The following is an 18,496-nucleotide window of genomic DNA, read 5'->3' on the forward strand; positions in this document are numbered from 1 at the left end:
TAAAATATTGATTGGGAGTGTTAAGTTGAAGTTCAAGACAATTCGAAGCAAGCTCATTGTATTTTTATTGCTGGCAACGATTATACCGATATCGACTACGATGCTGGTCAGTTATTATTATACAAGTGAGTCTTTAAAACAAAGAATAGCTGACGAGAATATGAATTTGCTATTTCAAGGGGCGCATAATTTGTCGGCGCTATTAGATAATTTAAATCGCGCAAGCTCTAATATTTATACGATTCAGACACTTATTCAAGGCGGCTACAACGATATGTATAGTGAATCGCGTGTATATGACGCACTGCGTTACATGACAACGGTCGTTCCCGATGTGTTTCAGGTGTATTTGTATGAAAATAAAAATAACAAGGCAACCCTTGTTACCTTGCACACGCCTAGTCGCAACTACAATATTGATGTTTATCCTGCCTTGGAGACTAACGAGCAGCTATTACCAACTCATTTAAGCCATACGTATGGACTAACATCGTTAACAGCCAACCATACACCTCGACATGTATTTACTTTTCAAAATCAAATACAAAAAATACCTTCTACGGAGGTAATCGGTTACTTAGCGATTGATGTTGATATTAAAGCGGTTACGAATATCGTTCATAATTTGTATAATCCCGGCGCTGAAAAATTTTATATTATCGATCATCATAATCAGCTCATATATAGTGATGATGCTGAACAGTACGAGCAGCCTTTTGCAGCCAGCTGGTACAACGAAGGTGTGCTGGCCAGCGAACAAATGCAAAATTATTTTGAAGCAGACAACAGCTTGTTTGTTTATCAAAAAATAAAAAACAATTTAACCGACTGGACATTAGTAAAGGAAATTCCTATCTCCTATTTAACGAAGGAAGCTAAAAAAGCTGCTACGATTAACATGTTGCTGCTAGCGATCTCGTTAATTACGATTATTATTGCAACCATCATTATTTCGATTCGTATTACATCGCCAGTACGCCAGCTTACAAGGTATATGAGCTTAATTCAAAGCGGTCAATTAAATGTCGCGATTCCATCCGTAAAGCAGCATGATGAAATTAGTGATGTCATTAATCGTTTCCGCGAAATGATGAATACGATTAACAATTTAGTTTTACGGGAGTATCAATTAGAATTGTCGAGTAAAAATAACCAGCTAAAAGCAATGCAGGCACAAATAAACCCGCATTTTCTCAATAATACCCTGCAAATTATCGGGACTTTAGCTTTAGAGCAAAATAATACCCGGATCTATAAGCTGCTTTCCTCGCTAGCTAAAATGATGCAGTACAGCATGCATAACAACAACAAGGTCGTGACACTCAACGATGAGCTTGATCATGTGAAGGCTTATCTTGAGCTGCAAAAGGAGCGGTATGAAAATCTATTTTCCGTACACTTTAATATCGATGAAGCGCTGCTGCCCAAGCCTGTACCAAAGCTGATATTACAACCGATCGTGGAAAATTATTTCAAGCACGGCTTCGAGCGAAATAAAGATAATCAGCAATTAATGATTCAAGTAAGTGCATTGCCTGCTAACATGATATGTATCAAAATAAGCAATAATGGACTACCAATTGCACCTGAGAAGCTGCAAGCCTTGCATCAAAAGCTGGAGCATACCGCGATTAATTTGCTTGACCAAGCTGACCATGATCGTGATGAGCATTCAATAAACTCCTCCATCGGTCTAAATAATGTACTAACAAGATTGAAATTACTTTACGATAACAAAGCAACCTTAGAGATTAGTAATCAATCAGACAACAACGGAACTGTTGTAATGATTACGTTTCCTGCACAAGTGAAATTGGAGCGTGAATAAAAGTGAAAGCTTTAATAGTAGATGATGAATCTCGCGTACGCAAGGCGATTCGGCTATTAGTGAATTGGGAAGAGCATGGCATTCATGAAATTAGAGAGGCAGATGGCGGCAACAAGGCAATCGAAATGATGAATGAATATAAGCCTCAGCTCGTCATTACGGATATGATGATGGATGCTGGCAACGGCATGGAGTTAACGGCCTGGATAGAGAGGTTCTCAAAAACCTGCAAATTTATCGTCATAAGCGGACATGATGATTTTGAATATATGCGCCATACCGTACAGCACGGCGGAATCGACTATATATTAAAACCGATCGATGCCGATATTATTAATTCTGCTGTAGCTACGGCTGTAAAGGCATGGTTAGCCGAAGAGCATTCGCGCCAAATTCAACTCGAGCAATCGATTATGCTGAATGAAATAAAACCGGTGCATGATGAGAAGCTGCTTTCACGGCTTATTGATGATGTCGCAAATATTAACACTACGGTGCAGCGATTAATAAAAAATCGTGTTATTCCAGATGGGATTACGGATGTACAACTCGTTATATTACAATTTAACAATGCAGATCAACCGCTATTAGAAAGGTTCGGCAACGATGTCGATCTATTGTTATTCGCTATTGAAAATATTTGTCATGAGTGCATTGGCGGGAATGCTAACGGTATAGCATTTAAATACTGGGGTTCATTCGAGCAAATCATATTACTGCTGTGGGATCATAAAGTAGATGCAGCCTTCATTACGAGCCAAATTAATCAGACGATGCATACTCTTTTTTCCCGCAAGTTCCACTTTGGAACAACGAAGCTGGACAAGTTTCCAACTAGTCTGGCTAAACAATATGACGAGGCGATCGCAGCATTAGATCATCGTAATTTGCTTGATGTCGCATCCTATTTGCATGATGCTAGTGAACCTCTCCTGCGTCTGCAACATCATGCAGATTATTCGTTTGCAGACGTTAGAGAGGAATGGCGAGTCGCATTATTAAGCGGCAATCAGCACCTGATTGAGAAATGCTCGACCTCCTGGCTGCAGCAATTTGTAAATCATGGTTATTTAAGCCCTCATCTATTACAAAACTGGTTAGAAGATATGCTTAGCTTTCGCAACTCTTTATTGCAAGAAATATCGAGCAATCAAAAAAATGAGCTATTAGCAATGTTGGAACAGCAGGATACAGCAGTTCCGCCACCGAGCATAAATGATTACAGCATTAAGATTCATGATTGGCGGCAATGGGTGCTGCAGTTCAACTTGAACCTGTCGCAAGCCATTACCAATAGCTTGCAAAACAAATCGCGTTCATTCTCTGATATTGTGTCATATATAGAGCTGCATTATAATGAAGAGCTTACCTTGCAGGAAATTGCTGATACGTTTCAAATTAGCCGTGAATATATTTCCAGAAAGTTCAAGCAAGATTATGCGATCAGTTTCACAGAATATTTAACCAGCTTTCGCTTGAACAAAGCAAAAGCTTTATTGCGAAATCGTAATTTGAAGCTAAATCAAATAGCAGAAATGGTAGGTATTCCAGATATCAAATACTTTAGCAAAGTATTTAAAAAGCATGAAGGCGTAACGCCAAATGAATACCGCAAAACGTTAATGAATTAAAAACAGATCAGCTTCTCCATCGGAGAAGCTGATCTGTTTGTATTCGCAATCCTTTCAACCCTCGTGCAAGCTAATGACAGCTCTTAGCTTTCATTCTTTACAGCTTTATCAGCATTCAGTTCACTGTCAGTCTGCTCGAGTACGTTAGCAATGTATTGCTTAAGCTCTTCTTCACTCGTTACAGCCAGAACTGCGGCTTTACCAACATAGGTTTCTTGCAGCAGATTCATTGGAGGAATTTGCATGCTTTCGCCCATCGTGCTTTTATAGCCTACCGTAGCAAGCTTCCACATATCATTTACCGATAAATTCGTATCGACGTAAGGACTAACCTCCTCCAGAATAGCTGGAAGCTTCATAACCGAGGTCGTAGAAGTCAATTTATCGACAATTGCCTTGAAAAACTCCCGCTGCCGCTCAGTGCGCGTAAAGTCGGAGGTGGCGTCATGGCGGAAACGAACATATTGCAGCGCCTTGTCGCCGTCCAAATGCTGCTGCCCTTGCTTCAAATCAATATCATACTCATGCTTGTCCGCTTTACTTGGATAATACATATCCTTCTCTACGTAAAAATCCACTCCGTCTATTGCATCTACCAGCTTGATAAAGCCTTGAAAGTCGGTATATACATAATATTGAATCGGTATCCCCAGCAAATCGCCAACCGCTTGCATCGCCGTATTCGGCCCATGGGTGATTGCCGTATTGATGCGGTTCTTCTTATGTCCAGGAATATCAATATAAGTGTCGCGCATGATGGAAAACAGATGAATGCGCTGCTTAACCGGATCGAGCGAAACGACCATCATCGAGTCTGATCTCGGAATTTCCCCTTCCGAGAAGCCGCGGGCATCAACGCCCATCAGCAAAATATTAACAGGCTCCGTGCCTGTCCATTCTGGGGGCTTAACCACTTCTGTTTCCGCTGAAGGCAAACCTTTAAAAGGAGAATTGTCTGGAGATTTCTGCAAGCTTTGCAATCCATTCAAAACCGAAGCAATATAATACGTTGCACAACCGATTAGCGCAAGCGCAACGATCATTATAACCATTAAAATTTTTTTCTTGCTTATGTTCATTAGAGTATGTCCTTTCTCTTTTTAAAACTAGCTCCATGGCTACGTAACGGCGAGTCTGCAATCCTCCTAAGTGTAGCCGCTGAATGTATATAAAAAGAGATAGACTTGTATAGAAGTTGTAAAATTTGCGATTATGGCATAGAAAATGCTCCTCTTTGCAGTAGACAGTTCTGTTATTTCAACTGTCTACCAAAAGAGGAGCATGGATCGGCAACTTATTTGACGGCCCCGATCGTAATCCCTTTTACAAAATACTTTTGAAAAAATGGATATGCGATCAGAATCGGCAGCACGCCAATTGCAGCGATTGCCATCCGCACCGATGTGCTAGGAAGCTGAGCAATAGCTTGGCTCGCTCCTGTCCCGGCTGCACTGCTGTTGCTGGTCAGAAATTGAATATCCATAATCATTTTTGTCAGCACTGTCTGTATCCCGAACAGATTGGTATCTGTAAGATAGATCAGTCCATTGAACCAATCATTCCAGTAGGCGATTGCCTGGAACAAGCCTATTGTAGCCATTATTGGCAAAGACAACGGCAATATAATACGATAAAAAATTTTAATTTCCCCCGCTCCATCAATGCTTGCCGCTTCGATCAAGGCCGGCGGGATAGAAGTCAAGAAGAAGGTCCGTACCAGCAGCACGTTGAATCCGTTCATAAGCAGCCCAGGAATGAGCAAGCCAAAAATTGTATTTTTAAGATCAAAAGTTTGCGTGTAGACGAGATAGGTCGGAACGAGTCCCCCATTAAACAGCAGCGTGAAAAACACGAGAAAGGTCCATAAGCGAGCAAGCGGCATATCTCTGCGCGACAAAGGATAGGCCAGCATTGACGTAATCGCCAGACTGACGACAGTCCCGATTACAGTAATCAGAACTGTAATCCCGTATGCTCTGCCGATCTCCAGCTTATGAATCCACAAATATTCATATGCTTTCAAGCTGAACTGTTCAGGAAAAAACGAGTAGCCATTTTGAATAATGCTTTGCTCACTGCTAAGTGAGGAAATAATAAGCAAGCAGAACGGAATAATACAAGCGGCAGCAAAAAGAGACAGTATAACATTGGCCACTATGTTGATTCCTTTATGATCCAGTGCCATTGTCGATCACCTCAATCTAATTAAAATAGAGCATTCTCACGATTTATTTTACGGACGATGAAATTTGCCGACAGAACCAGAATGAATCCGACAATAGACTGATAAACGCCTGCAGCAGATGCCATACCGATATCGCCCATAACCATTAACGATCTGTACACATACGTATCAATCACATTGGTTGCATCCGACAGCATGCCTGTATTCATTGGAACCTGATAGAACAAGCCGAAATCCGAGTAAAAAATGCGTCCGATGCTAAGCAATGTAAGCATTACGATTACAGGTGTAATAAGCGGAATCGTAATGGCCCGAATTTGCTGCCATTTCGAGGCGCCATCCAGCTTGGCTGCTTCATAGTATTCATGGTCTATACTAATAATTGATGCCAGATAGATAATGCAGGAGAAGCCCACTGATTTCCACAGGTTCACGAGCGTTAATATATAAGGCCAGTACTTCGGTTCGGTGTACCATGAAATCGGATCAATACCGAACAGCGGCAGAATTGTCTTGTTCATGAAGCCTGACTCCATGCTGAAAGCTGCATAAGCCAGATAGCCTACCACGACATAAGAAATCAAATGCGGAAGTACAATAATGCTTTGATAAAAGCGGGACAATATTTTTTTTCTAACCTCGTTTAACAAAATAGCAAAAATAATCGCAAGTATTGTTCCTAAAACAATAAAGACCGCATTATATAAAATGGTGTTGCGAGTAATGATATAGGCATCGCTCGTTTTAAAGAGATACTCGAAATTTTTAAATCCGACCCAGTCGCTTCCCCAAATGCCTTGCGTAAAATTTACGTTTTTAAAGGCGATAAACATTCCTAGCATCGGCAAATAGTTATTGATGAATAAATAAATTAGCCCGGGAAGCATAAGCAGCATAAGAGGCCAATATTTGTAATACGTCTTCCACTTGCTTCTTAACGTATTGCCCATTTGAAATCCGTCCCCTCCAATTCACTTGAAACGGACAATCCAATCGACAAGCAGCGATTGAATTGTCCGTCCTCCCTTAACTCACTCCATTAGCTGCAGCCCAAGCGTCAAGCTGCTTTTGCTTCTCTTCAATAATTTTATTAATACCGGCATCCTCCAGCTTTTTCAGGAAATCCGGAAGCGTTTTGTCGACATCAACGACTCCGCTCTCCAGCACTCTGCGATATTGCTCCAAAACAGCGTTGCAAGCAGCAATTTCATTTTTCAGCTCATCGCCATTGAAGGAAAATCCGAGCGCCTTGGAAGCGGCAGCTGATTTATTAAACTGCTCCATCTCCTTGTAAACCTCCGGGTCATCGCCTTCGAATACATAGGATAAAAATTGATTGCCGTGCATCCAGCTATAGTTTTTATAAGCAACATTATCGCCCGTAACCCCTTCAGGGTACTTAATCACATTGTCGCTGCCTTCAACCTTTACATAATGCTTGCCTTCAATTCCCCAATCAATCAAATTAATAATCTCTTGATCGGTATAGAGCAAATTCAAAAATTGGAGTGTTTTCGCCGGATTTTCTGATTTTGCAGCAACACCAAGTGCAACATTAGTTACTGTATCCGTTTTGGCAACGGCTTCCCCAGTGCGAGCAGCAACCATCTCCAGACCAACATTGCGGCTTTCCTGCTCTTCAAAACCAGGCTTCATGGCGGAGAACCAGCCAGCTGCTTTGCCCGATTTAACAATAACGTTGGTAAACTCAGGCGTTGTTGCCGCGTCTTGCAGCAAATAGCCTGCAACATACCATTCACGCAGCTTGCGTAAAATATGCTCATACTCCTCTGTTGCAAACAGGTTGACTACTTCCAAATTGTCCAAGCCGTTATTCATCAATACGCCAAGATTGTTGCCTAGCGGATCATGGATAGCGTACGTGCTTAAAATAGAGCCATTCGATAAATTCGCAGCGCCAACCATGCCCGGCTCATTTTCTTTAATCGCCTTAAATATAATCTCTACATCGTCAAACGTTGTTACCTGGCTCAAATCAATATTATGCTTTTCTACCAGGTCCTTTCTTACAACAAAACCGTAATCCTGCGCAAGGTCGCGAATACTCGGAATACCGTAGCTTACGCCATCAACCTTGGTTGCGTTATAGTAGTTCTCGCCAAGCACGTCAATGGTAGCTTGGGCATTCTCCTCCATAATGTTCCCGATTGGATATAGTGCGCCTCGTGAAATCTGAGTGCTGTAATCGCCCAGCATGACGAATGCATCCAGCTTCTCGCCGCCAGAGAGCATTAAATTAATTTGATTTGTGAAAGCGCTGTTGCTAATTGGCAGCAGCTTTACAGTGGCGTTGATCTTCTCCAACGTAATTTTGTTGATTTCATCCTGAACCAGTTGAAGATCGGTTGGAACACTTTCAAATGTCGGGTATGCATAAACAATTTCATATGGCTTTTCCCCTTCACCCGCACCGCCAGTATTCGTCTCTTGCGTCTGATTATTGCCATTCGCTCCATTCCCGCTGCAAGCGGCCAATACAAGCATCGTCGCCAGCAGCATCGTTAACCAGCTAGCCTTTTTCTTCATAACTTCTCCCCCCGTACATTAACGTTCAGATCCGAAGTAATTCGAATCATGGCTTCATTATATAGTTGGCGATACTGGGCCACTACTCAGATTTCGACATGTCAGTTGCACAGAATCGACTTTACTGCTGCTTCGTCGCACGGTAGTTCAATCGATATTCATGCGGACTGGCACCGGCAAACTTTTTGAATCTGCGCGAAAAATGGGCGAGATTGGAATAGCCGGACTGCACAGCAATGGTGCTGATTGGCAGCGTCGTTCGCTCAAGCAGATGCTGTGCCTGCTGCATTCTTTTGCTAATAATAAGCTCCGTAACCGAACAACCGGCTTCTTTTTTGAGGAGTCGATCCAAATAATCGGCATTAAGGTAAAGATGGTTCGCAACCTCTTCCCTCGTTAATTTTTCAGCGTCGATATGCTGCGCAATAAATCGCTCCACCCGTTCTATAATGGATGGTGAATTCTCTACAGTATCCATATATTCCATAGCTTTGCGAACGGTATAGTGTACCCAATCAATCATGTGGCTGACCGAATGCGCCGCCTTCTGAAATCGTTCCGTCGAATCAGCGTTGTCAAATAAAAGATGGGCTTCAATGCCTTTGAGCTTCAGCACATAAAATACGGTCTGAAGCAAATTATGGTGGAACCGATACAAGTTATCTGCATCCATCGCTTCCGAGCCGATGAAGCCCGTAAGAAAGGCTTCCGCCTCGGCAATGACCTGCTCTCCTCGTCCTTCCTTAAGCATGACGGCCCACAAATTCATATCAGGCAGGGCAAGCTCTGCGCTTGCAGCGTTTCGGCTTTCCCACGTAAACACATTTTTATGAATCGCAACATTACGCTTGTCCCACTCCAGCAGCTGACTGACCATTTTGCTTAACTCGTGACTATAAATATCCAAACCGATATAGATGGATAAATCGCAGTAGAAATAAGTAGAAGCAGATTCTATAAATGCTGTGCACCGTTCTTGCAGTTGACTTCTTAGTATAGATACGTCCTGCTCAACCGGAATAAGCGCAAGCAGCTTGCGCTGTTCCAGCTTGAAGAGAAAGCCTGCTCCCTGCAATCCTAACAGTTCCTCGCCGCTATTCGTTAACGCGTACTCTATAATTTTTTCATCTCTTACAGTAAGCGGCTTATGATAGCGATCAATTGACAGCAGCACCGGCAGCAGCCGCAGCTGTTCATCGAAAGGAATGTTGCGCTCCTCTGCTTCTTTTTTAATCGCCGCCAAATTCGACGGGACCGTCTGATCGATAATATCCATCCATAAACGTTCAGCGACTAAAGGCTGATGGCGTGCCCAATAGTAGCCAATTTGACTATATTGAATCTGATCATGCTCCTGTCGAATTTTCTCCAATACGCGAGCCACCACTTCATAAAGCTCATCGTTCAGCACTGGCTTGAGCAAATAATCGAAGCTGCCGAGCTGCATAGCACGTTTCGCATAATTAAAATCAGCATGACAAGTCATAAATACAGCTTCTGTTCGCGGATAATGCTCCTTTACCCAAGCCAGCAGCTCAAGTCCGCTGCCTTGAGGCATCTCGATGTCGCACAACATAAGATCAATCGCGACACTATCGAATATCTCCTTCGCTTGACGAGAATTGTAAGCCTTATAGACAGCGGTAATGCCTAGCTTCTCCCATTCGATGTCTGCTTCCAAAGCATCTGTTAGAAGCTTCTCATCATCTACTATTAACATTTGAATCATTACGCTTTACCTCCCTGATTCATGCTGTTGGCCAAGTCGGGCTTGAAGGGCAGTGTGAGATTTACAACTGCTCCTTGCGAAGCTGCATTAAAAAATTCAACGGAGGCTCGCTGCCCATACATTAGCCTCAACCGCTGCTTCACATTCCAAATCCCTATATGCTCGCCTTCCTCATCAACAATTCGCTTGTCTTGCTCGAGACTCTCGATAATACCTGGTTTAAATCCCGCTCCAGTGTCACGAATTTGGATAAACAAATTGGGCTGCGGAGACTCAATAAGCTCAATCACAATTTCAATGCGCACTGGCTCGTCAAGCGTAATGCCGTGCTTGATTACATTTTCAACAAATGTATGGATAATCAACGGAGGAACTGGTGTGCGCAGCAGAAAATCCTGTACTTGAATGTTGGACACGATCTGATCGGGAAACCTCAATTGCTGAATACGCAAATAGTTGCGTACATGCTGCAGTTCGTCCTTTAATGCGACAAAATCCAGATTGCTTTGAAACATATAGCGGAAATATTGGATGAGACATAGTGAAATTTCTTCTATTTTCTTTACATCCTTCATGCGAGCTAACGTATACAGCATATTTAATGTATTAATAAAGAAATGCGGCTTAATTTGCAGCTGCAAATGTTGAAGCTCTGCTTTTTGCTTCTTCAGCTGCTCCTCGTACACACTTATGCGCAAATCTTTAATCTCGCTTATCATATTGTTAAAGGTATCATTAAGAATTTGAAATTCTACCGATGTTTGATATTGCTTGATCTGCATGTCCAGATTGCCTTGGCTAATCAGATTCATCGTGCGCAACAGTCGATTAATTGGCTTAAGCAAGGTTGTCCGGAGAAACATAAAGCCGATTAGCAGGATGATAATCGAACCAAACGGAAGCAAATAAGAGATTGCTTTCAACGTGGGAAGCTGCTGCAAAATTTGCTCGTCTGGAATAAACGCGAACAGTCCAAATTCTCCTCTGGTCGATTGCTCTCCTATTGCAAGAAAGGTGCGTTTTTCCCCGGTAAGGTAAAAGGATGGAGCATCGAGCTTAATCGCTACACCATACTCATGCACAAAAGCAGCATTGACGATAGGATTGCCCTCATGATCGCTAAGCACTGCTGCTCCTGTATCTTCCAGCCCCAGTAAATCCAGCGTCGTCTGAAGCGAGCTGACATTAATCCAGGCACTAATGACAGAATGGTCGCTTAAAATAAACGTTCTGACCAAAAATACTTGATCACCGTTTTTCGTAATATACCATTTGCGCTGCATCTGCTGATCTGGAATAGGCTTGTGCGCAACCTCCTGTGTAATATGCGACTTTATATACATCCGGTCGTGCAAGGCTGAACGCTCGCGAAAGGCATATAAATATTGCTCGTCCTTGGGAAGATAGATGGAAATACCGTCGATAACCGGGAAGCGTACAATCGAATTTGATATTTCCTTATTCAAGCGGGTCGCTGCAAATACACGCTCGTCGCGATCCGTAATAAATGCCATATCAGATAAATCCGTATCGGACATCAAGCCGATCAAGTAGTTGTCAACCTCGCTCAGTCGTCCATCAAGCTGATCGCGGTACAACGTTAACAAGTCTTCACTGGAGTTGGCAACCTGCTGACGCACAACCTCAATTGCATACACATTTGAGTAAATAATAAAGCCAATAAGCGGGATGACAATCATTAATAAGCCAGCCATCAGCTTCATGCGAATTGAACGCCACGTTAATTTTCGCAACAGATTATTGGATATCCAGAACAATGCTAACTTCCTCCTGTCTCAATACGGTGCGCGAATAAGTTATCCTATGATAGCCTCACCTGTGTCGGTTGACAAGCTCCATTCTCGACCAATTGGTTGTATCGTTTCGACTTTATAGGATGTCCAAACATTCCGAATTTGATGGCGAGAGCTTTGCACACAAAAAAGCACCTTGTTCATTAAAGGTGCTTGGCTTCTTGCATTTTATTTAAAAGATCAGCTAGATATGGAAAGCTCAGTACAACCATAATATTTTGACTAAACCCGATAAGCTGTTTCGTTTCCGCATTAAACGAGAGGACAACCTGCGGCTTCTTCGTCTGCTTGTTTTTGAAAATGATCATGCCGGGAGCAACCTCTTCAATCAGCATGGGGTCTTCAAGATCCAGCTCATCATGCTTAATATCGCCGATTTGCTTCAGCAGCTGCTTGGCCGTGGCGATAACCTCATCTTTATTAGGGCTGCTGCCAGGTTGAACCTTCGATTCATAGAATTCGTAAGTTTGAATTTCCTGAATTTCTCCATCTTCAGCGTCCAGCATAATTGTATACTGATCGCGACTGTCATAGCTGTTAGTAGCAAACACACTGTATAAGCCATTAGGTATATCACCGAGCTCCTCTTTATATTGAACGAGCGGGTCCGGATCTGCTCTTCCTTTAAAGCTGTACAGCATGTTCTTTATCTGCTTCAGCTCGAGCGCATTTACTTCTATATTTAAATCCTCCAATGAAAAATTGGTATTATAATACTTATTAATCGCATTCACGCTTAATGTATGAATGACTTCCTCCGATAAAGCTCCTGGACTTTCCTGCTTCTGCTCGGGCGTTACCTGAGCGATTTTTTTCACCATTACCGTATCCTTCGGAATAGGCTGGTAATAGGCGCTGGCACTGCAGCCTGACATTAAAAGCGCGGAGACCAGCCCGACAGCGATTAATCTAGTTATGTTCATTGCTTCACCTCATTACGTTTCCCGGTCTCGAATATAACCTTAATGGTTGTCCCTACATTCTCTTCGCTGGCAACCTCGAACGTACCGTGATGCATCCGCGCCACGCTTTGGCAGATGGATAACCCGAGACCAACGCCGTTGTATCGTCGTGATCTTGCTTTGTCTGAAACGTAGAACGGTTCAAAAATTTTGTCCAAATGCTCGGGCGCGATGCCAATCCCTTGATCAGCCACCACTAAAACGCAGCGCTGCTCCTCGCCATATACCTTGATCGTAATAGTATCCTGCTCAGCAGATGCTTTAATCGCGTTATCGACCAAGTTATAGATGAGCATTTTCATCAAGTCCTTGTCCATCTCCATCCAGCAATCGTTAGCGTCTATTGCAATTTGAATTTGTCTTTCTTTCGCTTTCATTGTTAATACGGGCTCAGCTTCATCAAGCACCGCCTTCAAATTTTCCATACTCAGCTCAAAATGGTCCTCGCGTATTAATATTAAGTCCATCATTTTTAAGGAAAGCGATTCTAGCCGTTTCGCTTCATCATGGATAACATTCAGCCCATCTACAAAAACATCCTCCTGATATTTCGTAACGCGCAAAAAATTAGCATAGCCGATAATCGAGGTCAGCGGGGTTTTCAGCTCATGCGTGAAGTCATGGATAAAGCGCTGCTTTTCGAGATTGTTCAGCTCAAGCTCATTAATTTTATCCTCAACCACCTGAACCATTCGGTTAAAGTTTTCAGCCAGATTGCCGATTTCATCCTTCGTGTTCACATCTACTCTTTTCGAAATATCGCCTTGAGCAATCACTTTGGCTGTTCTAACCATTCTTTCAATTGGTCGAGTCAGTCCTTTACTAATGAAAATCATAAGGATCAAATAGAGCAGACAAGCTATAATATCAACCTTCATGAAAAACTGATACTGCTCAACCCGTTCTTCATAAACCGCAGTAACATCCTTCATATAGCGGATTGAATATTTTCTGTCATTAAGATCGACCAGGCTGGAGGTGAACAGAATCGTTCGCTCTCCCACATCGCTCAATATAGACAAAATTTCATCTTTAGCTGGAGACTGAAGCTCTTCCCATTTTTGCGGGATAGCAAAATCTATGTTGCTGTACGCAACTCGATTTGGTTCCTCGATAATGTTGAGATACATAGTATGATCGCTATTTTTGGCAACAAATTCATTGCCGATTGTCGTCCATACGGTTTGTTCGTAGTCCGGGGATCGATAGATTTTAAGAAAAGGAACGATGGCTTCCATTGTGGAACGAATACTCATATTTTCTCTAAGCGTCGTGTCGATTTCCTGCTGCAGCAGCTTGCTGTGATTGCGTTCGATAATGAGTACGGAAGCCAATGTAAAAATGATAATAAAGGGCAGGATGGAGAATAGGTAAATCTTCTGCCAAAGCTTCATGCCTAATCCTCCATTCGGTAGCCGATTTTGTAGACGGTTTTTATATGATCGTACAGGTTGAGCTTCTTGCGCAATGATTTAATATGCATGTCCACTGTTCGCGTCTCGCCAAAATAGGAGATTCCCCATACTTTATCAAGCAGTTGCTCTCTGGACAGGGCAATATTTTTATTTTTAAGCAGCACAACAAGCAGTTCAAACTCCTTAACCGTCAGCTCTACTGGCTTGCCATGAAGCTTCACCTCTCTTTTGTCCAGCAGCACCTGCACGTCTTTAAACGCCATAATCGTTTCCTCTCTGCCAAATCTGCGCAGCACCGTCTCAATTCGGGCAAGCAGCTCAAGCGATTCGAATGGCTTTACGATATAATCCTCCGCGCCCAGCTTCAAGCCGTGCACCTTGTCGATAACAGAATTTTTTGCAGTCAGAAAAATAACCGGTATGCGCAGTGGTTCTATTTTCTTCATCAATTCAAAGCCGTCGATTCCCGGAATCATCACATCCAGCAAAATTAAATCGAACCTTTCTCGCTGAAGCAATTCATAAGCATCCCGCCCGTTATACACTTCTGTAGTGTCATAGTTTACGATGTTAAGATTCATTTTAATGATTTTTGAAATATTAATATCGTCTTCAACAATTAATATTTTTTTATTCAAAGCATTCCGCACTCCTGACCATTTACGATTAAAAACATTATACATGCTGCCCTGTTAAAAGTGAATTAATGCGAAAAAAGCCTCGATTTCCACACTGTCTGGCAAGCGGAACTCGAGGCTTTCATATGCGTAAATGATGGCATTTACTCTATCCATTCTATGATGACGATGTTGTCAATATTGCTGCCATCTGCACTCCATACATTAACATGCTTATTGCCGCTGCCATGCAATTCACTATTTTGCGCTATAAAATCATCATACGATATTTTCTCATAGCGCTTATGCTCCCCCTTAATGGAATCGAGGAAGTAGTCAATTTTATAATAGCAAATGTAGATCCGACTATCGGCAGTCAAATTGAATTCAGCAAGCTTTCAGCGCTCCGGAGCAAAAACATCCTCCAGTCGCTTTTTAAATCGTAATGCTCCTTATTTGAATTTTTTAAGGTTGCATTACGATGTTATAGGCGACACACTGCGTTTTTCGGATGCTTTGCTCCTCCGCTGTAGCTTTTTTTTGAGTGCAAGGCCAAGAAGCTTGGACGATAGTAGAAAGCGAGGAGCGCTAGCTGCGACACAAGCTACGTGAGCACCTACAATGTTTCCGCAGGAAACATACCTCGGAAGCATAACCTTTTCGCTAGCGTTCAAGATTCGCCGTCGACTATGCTACAACGCAGCACATCGTCATCAAAGTCCAGCTTTTGAACCCACCTCTTCCGATCGAGGTTTAAAAAGCTGGGCTTTCAGGACCAAGAAGATGGCGCGATACTAGAAGGCGAGGAGCGCAGCGTAGGCAAATTGCTACGTGAGCACCGCAGCCTTCGGTAGCGTGACATATTCGCCGTCGAATACGCTACAACGCAGCGCATCGTCATCAAAGTCCAGCTTTTTAAACTTCCTCTTCCAATGAAAGGTTCAAAACTGGACTTTCAGGACCAAGAAGCTTGGACGCTAGTAGAAAATGAGGAGCGCAGCGTAGGCAAAAAACTACGTGAGCACCGGAATTTTCGCTAGCGTTCAAGATTCGCCGTCGACTATGCTACAACGCAGCGCATCGTCATCAAAGTCCAGTTTTTGAACCCACCTCTATAACTGTTTTTAGCCATCTCTTTGCTAGCAGATAATGCCCCGCCGCCGTCGGGTGAATGCCGTCCCATAGCCATGCTTCTGCATGTGTACGCTTGGCTGCTTCATCAAATACATCCTGCAGCGGCACAAATAAGGCGTCGAACTGCTCGGCAAGCTGCCGTGTCTTTACTTGATAATCACTAATCAATTCGCGCCATTGCGCAAAGTTGTCCCGCGTTGCCTCCGTCTCTAATATAAACGGCTCGCACAGCACCAGCTTCGTTTGCGGCAGCACTTCCTTTGTCTCAGCCAGCAAATGGCGGTAGGTGCGCTCAAAGCGGTCAGTTGCGCCTCCTGCATGCTGATGCACAATATGCCATGCATCGTTTACACCTGCTAAAATACTGATCAGATCAGGCTGCAAGCTAATCGCATCCTCGTTCCAGCGCGCGTATAGATCGGAGACACGATTGCCGCTAATGCCGCGATTGATGAACTGCGGATGGTACTCGGCATATTTGCTGCCCAGCTTGCCTGCAATCATATAAACATAGCCATGCCCTAAAATATGATTCAAATCGCTGCCGCGATCGCGATTGCCATCGGTAATGGAATCGCCTTGAAATAAAATAACTGAAGAGTGCTTGATTATTTGATTTTCCATTTAGCTCAATTCCTTTTCAATAGACGAAATAGAGGCAGCGCAACAGCTCTGCCTCCTATCATTCAACTATATTCAAATCGAATTGTCTACTGAGGCTAGTCGGCGCTCCGGAGCAATGCATCCTTCGCTGAAGTATCTGTTGGGTAGTCCCTTCAGTAAAATTGGGTACCGCTAAATAGGCTAGCCTTTTATGGAGCCGGCAGCCAGGCCTTCTACAATTCGATCGCTTAAAAAGATAAAGGCTATTAGAATTGGCAGGATGCTGATCATGAGTGTCGCGCCAATTGCACCCCAATCGGTTGTGTATTGACCGATGAAGTTTTGCACGCCGACCGTTAAGGTTTTTAGTTCATTTGAGCTAATAAACGTATTTACGAATATAAACTCGTTCCAGTTATAAATCATATTGACGATCCCGGTAGTCGCCACCACTGTACCGGTCATCGGGAAAATGATCGTCAGCACCAGTCGATGAATGGAGCTGCCGTCCATAACTGCCGCTTCTTCTATTTCTCTAGGGATCGTATAATAGAAGCCGAGCATAATAAGCACCGTTATCGGCAGGTTGAAGGCAATATACGATATTATGATCGACAGCGGATGGTCGATTAAGTGAGCGAAGTTAAACATGCTGTACAGCGGAATCAAGGTGGAATGGACCGGAATCATCATCGCGACCATTATCATCCCCAACGCCAGCTTGCTCAGCTTCCAGTTCATGCGCGTAATCGCATACGTAGCGAAGGACGCGATTACAACGGTTAATAGAGTAGCCACCACCGTTATCCATAAGCTGTTCAGAAAGTAAGTGCCGATATTGCCGGCGCTCCAAACCTTCTCATAGTTTTCCCATTTCGGTTGAAGCGGAAAAGACAACGGATGCGAGCTGAAGATCTGCTGATTGCTCTTCAACGAAAAGGTTAGCAGCCAATAGATCGGGAAGAGCTGGACAACTGCAATGATGAACAGCACGATATAAAGTACAGCTCTGCCGGCTGCTCCGATTGGCGAGCTGCCTGCTGTAGAACGTAAAGGTAAGCCTTGCATCGCACTTCTCTCCTATCAATATTGGATTTGCTCTTTGGAGGCGGTTAGCGCTCGAATGAGCCAAGTCACAACTAAGCAAATGAGCAGCAGGAAGAAGCTGACCGCGCTCGCATAGCCGAAGTCAAAGGATTTGAAGGCAATCCGATACATGTACGACGCCATAACCTCGCTCGCGCCATTCGGGCCGCCGCCTGTCATGACATAAATGAGATCGAAATATTTAAGCGAGCCGACCATCGCAAGCACCAGCGTCACCTTAAGCACCTCGGTAATGAGCGGAACTTTTATCCGATAAGCGATTTGCCATGCTGTTGCGCCATCGATTGTTGCTGCTTCCTCTACTTCCTTTGGCACGCCCTTTAAGGCTGCATAATAGATCAAAATGTAAAAGCCCGCGTACTGCCACAAAATCGGCAAAAAGATTGCAAACAGCACAATATCGGTGTTGGCCAGCCACTCTGGCGTATTGACGACGCCAAGCTTTTCCAAAAAAATGTTAATCAAGCCGTTGGACGGATGATAAATTTTCAACCACAGCTGTGCGATTGCAACTGAGGATAGCAGCATCGGAATCAAATATATTTTGCGCAGCGTATTAGCCCCTTTAATTTTGGAAGCCAGCACTAATGAAACCGCCAAATAAAGAATCAGGCTCAAGCAGGAAAACAAGGCAAGCAGCAAGGAATGCAGCGCACTGCTCCAAAACGCCTTGTCGCCAATCAGCTCCTTATAGTTTTCAAGGCCGACAAACGTCATTGCCTTAATGCCGTTCCAGTCGTTCAACCCATAGTAACCAGTCAGCACAATCGGAATGTAAATGATTAGAGCCAACAGCAGCAGTGCTGGCAGCATATACAGCGCAATAATCCATTTGTTGGACATCATCTTGTTCATGGTGCGAATCCCTCCCAGCAAGAAGGCTGCTCTAAAGCTCCAGCAAATTTGGATTTTAGAACAGCCCTG

The 18,496-nt window shown here is 43.4% G+C and carries 15 protein-coding genes; 2 read left to right on the forward strand and 13 right to left on the reverse strand.

Going from position 1 to position 18,496, the window contains the following annotated elements:
* The first annotated feature begins 25 nt into the window (after positions 1-25).
* Together KJS52_RS16160 and KJS52_RS16165 are read left to right on the forward strand one after the other, a co-directional pair.
* Entirely contained in the window at positions 26-1,828 is a 1,803-nt protein-coding gene (locus KJS52_RS16160) for a cache domain-containing sensor histidine kinase (RefSeq protein ID WP_213517142.1), read from the forward strand.
* A 2-nt stretch (positions 1,829-1,830) separates the two neighbouring features.
* The gene (locus KJS52_RS16165) at positions 1,831-3,459 is read left to right on the forward strand and encodes a response regulator transcription factor (RefSeq protein ID WP_213517144.1); all 1,629 of its coding nucleotides are present in this window, start codon (positions 1,831-1,833) and stop codon (positions 3,457-3,459) included.
* Between the two features lie 83 nt (positions 3,460-3,542).
* On the opposite strand, the gene KJS52_RS16170 is transcribed toward KJS52_RS16165, so the two are convergent.
* The 13 genes from KJS52_RS16170 to KJS52_RS16230 all read right to left on the reverse strand — a co-directional run bounded on the left by KJS52_RS16170 (position 3,543) and on the right by KJS52_RS16230 (position 18,427).
* Positions 3,543-4,538 (reverse strand): LCP family protein, encoded by a 996-nt coding sequence (locus KJS52_RS16170; protein ID WP_213517146.1) that lies wholly within the window; start codon positions 4,536-4,538, stop codon positions 3,543-3,545.
* A 215-nt stretch (positions 4,539-4,753) separates the two neighbouring features.
* Complete coding sequence (locus KJS52_RS16175) at positions 4,754-5,644, reverse strand: carbohydrate ABC transporter permease (protein WP_213517148.1); 891 nt, start codon at positions 5,642-5,644, stop codon at positions 4,754-4,756.
* Positions 5,645-5,664: 20 nt separating this feature from the next.
* Positions 5,665-6,594, reverse strand: a complete 930-nt coding sequence (locus tag KJS52_RS16180; RefSeq protein WP_213517150.1) for an ABC transporter permease — start codon at positions 6,592-6,594, stop codon at positions 5,665-5,667.
* A 76-nt stretch (positions 6,595-6,670) separates the two neighbouring features.
* Positions 6,671-8,191 carry an ABC transporter substrate-binding protein gene (locus KJS52_RS16185; protein WP_213517152.1) on the reverse strand — a complete coding sequence of 507 codons (1,521 nt, stop codon included), beginning with the start codon at positions 8,189-8,191 and terminating at the stop codon, positions 6,671-6,673.
* Positions 8,192-8,312: 121 nt separating this feature from the next.
* The gene (locus KJS52_RS16190) at positions 8,313-9,920 is read right to left on the reverse strand and encodes a response regulator (RefSeq protein WP_213517154.1); all 1,608 of its coding nucleotides are present in this window, start codon (positions 9,918-9,920) and stop codon (positions 8,313-8,315) included.
* Positions 9,920-11,698 (reverse strand): sensor histidine kinase, encoded by a 1,779-nt coding sequence (locus KJS52_RS16195; RefSeq protein WP_246563654.1) that lies wholly within the window; start codon positions 11,696-11,698, stop codon positions 9,920-9,922. The genes KJS52_RS16190 and KJS52_RS16195 overlap by 1 nt, the downstream gene beginning before the upstream one ends.
* 179 nt (positions 11,699-11,877) lie before the next feature.
* Positions 11,878-12,657 carry a hypothetical protein gene (locus KJS52_RS16200; RefSeq protein WP_213517156.1) on the reverse strand — a complete coding sequence of 260 codons (780 nt, stop codon included), beginning with the start codon at positions 12,655-12,657 and terminating at the stop codon, positions 11,878-11,880.
* Complete coding sequence (locus KJS52_RS16205) at positions 12,654-14,090, reverse strand: sensor histidine kinase (protein WP_213517158.1); 1,437 nt, start codon at positions 14,088-14,090, stop codon at positions 12,654-12,656. Before KJS52_RS16205 ends, KJS52_RS16200 begins: the two co-directional genes overlap by 4 nt.
* Before the next feature lie 2 nt (positions 14,091-14,092).
* Complete coding sequence (locus KJS52_RS16210; protein WP_213517160.1) at positions 14,093-14,749, reverse strand: response regulator transcription factor; 657 nt, start codon at positions 14,747-14,749, stop codon at positions 14,093-14,095.
* Between the two features lie 143 nt (positions 14,750-14,892).
* A complete protein-coding gene (locus KJS52_RS16215) occupies positions 14,893-15,108 on the reverse strand; it encodes a hypothetical protein (RefSeq protein ID WP_213517162.1) in 216 nt (71 codons plus the stop codon).
* A gap of 706 nt (positions 15,109-15,814) precedes the next feature.
* Positions 15,815-16,486: an SGNH/GDSL hydrolase family protein gene (locus tag KJS52_RS16220; RefSeq protein ID WP_213517164.1), complete on the reverse strand. Its 672-nt coding sequence runs from the start codon at positions 16,484-16,486 to the stop codon at positions 15,815-15,817.
* A 180-nt stretch (positions 16,487-16,666) separates the two neighbouring features.
* Positions 16,667-17,533 (reverse strand): carbohydrate ABC transporter permease, encoded by an 867-nt coding sequence (locus KJS52_RS16225; protein ID WP_213517166.1) that lies wholly within the window; start codon positions 17,531-17,533, stop codon positions 16,667-16,669.
* Between the two features lie 15 nt (positions 17,534-17,548).
* Positions 17,549-18,427: a carbohydrate ABC transporter permease gene (locus KJS52_RS16230; protein WP_213517168.1), complete on the reverse strand. Its 879-nt coding sequence runs from the start codon at positions 18,425-18,427 to the stop codon at positions 17,549-17,551.
* Positions 18,428-18,496: the final 69 nt, after the last annotated feature.

The organism is Paenibacillus montaniterrae (genome assembly GCF_018403185.1).
In the GTDB taxonomy this organism is placed as follows: Bacteria; Bacillota; Bacilli; order Paenibacillales; family Paenibacillaceae; genus Pristimantibacillus; species Pristimantibacillus montaniterrae.

Bases quoted from the DNA above. Each gene is read 5' to 3' on its own strand.
- KJS52_RS16170 (WP_213517146.1), bottom strand. From the start codon at position 4,538: ATGAACATAAGCAAGAAAAAAATTTTAATGGTTATAATGATCGTTGCG.
- KJS52_RS16175 (WP_213517148.1), bottom strand. From the start codon at position 5,644: ATGGCACTGGATCATAAAGGAATCAACATAGTGGCCAATGTTATACTG.
- KJS52_RS16180 (WP_213517150.1), bottom strand. From the start codon at position 6,594: ATGGGCAATACGTTAAGAAGCAAGTGGAAGACGTATTACAAATATTGG.
- KJS52_RS16185 (WP_213517152.1), bottom strand. From the start codon at position 8,191: ATGAAGAAAAAGGCTAGCTGGTTAACGATGCTGCTGGCGACGATGCTT.
- KJS52_RS16190 (WP_213517154.1), bottom strand. From the start codon at position 9,920: ATGATTCAAATGTTAATAGTAGATGATGAGAAGCTTCTAACAGATGCT.
- KJS52_RS16200 (WP_213517156.1), bottom strand. From the start codon at position 12,657: ATGAACATAACTAGATTAATCGCTGTCGGGCTGGTCTCCGCGCTTTTA.
- KJS52_RS16205 (WP_213517158.1), bottom strand. From the start codon at position 14,090: ATGAAGCTTTGGCAGAAGATTTACCTATTCTCCATCCTGCCCTTTATT.
- KJS52_RS16220 (WP_213517164.1), bottom strand. From the start codon at position 16,486: ATGGAAAATCAAATAATCAAGCACTCTTCAGTTATTTTATTTCAAGGC.
- KJS52_RS16225 (WP_213517166.1), bottom strand. From the start codon at position 17,533: ATGCAAGGCTTACCTTTACGTTCTACAGCAGGCAGCTCGCCAATCGGA.
- KJS52_RS16230 (WP_213517168.1), bottom strand. From the start codon at position 18,427: ATGAACAAGATGATGTCCAACAAATGGATTATTGCGCTGTATATGCTG.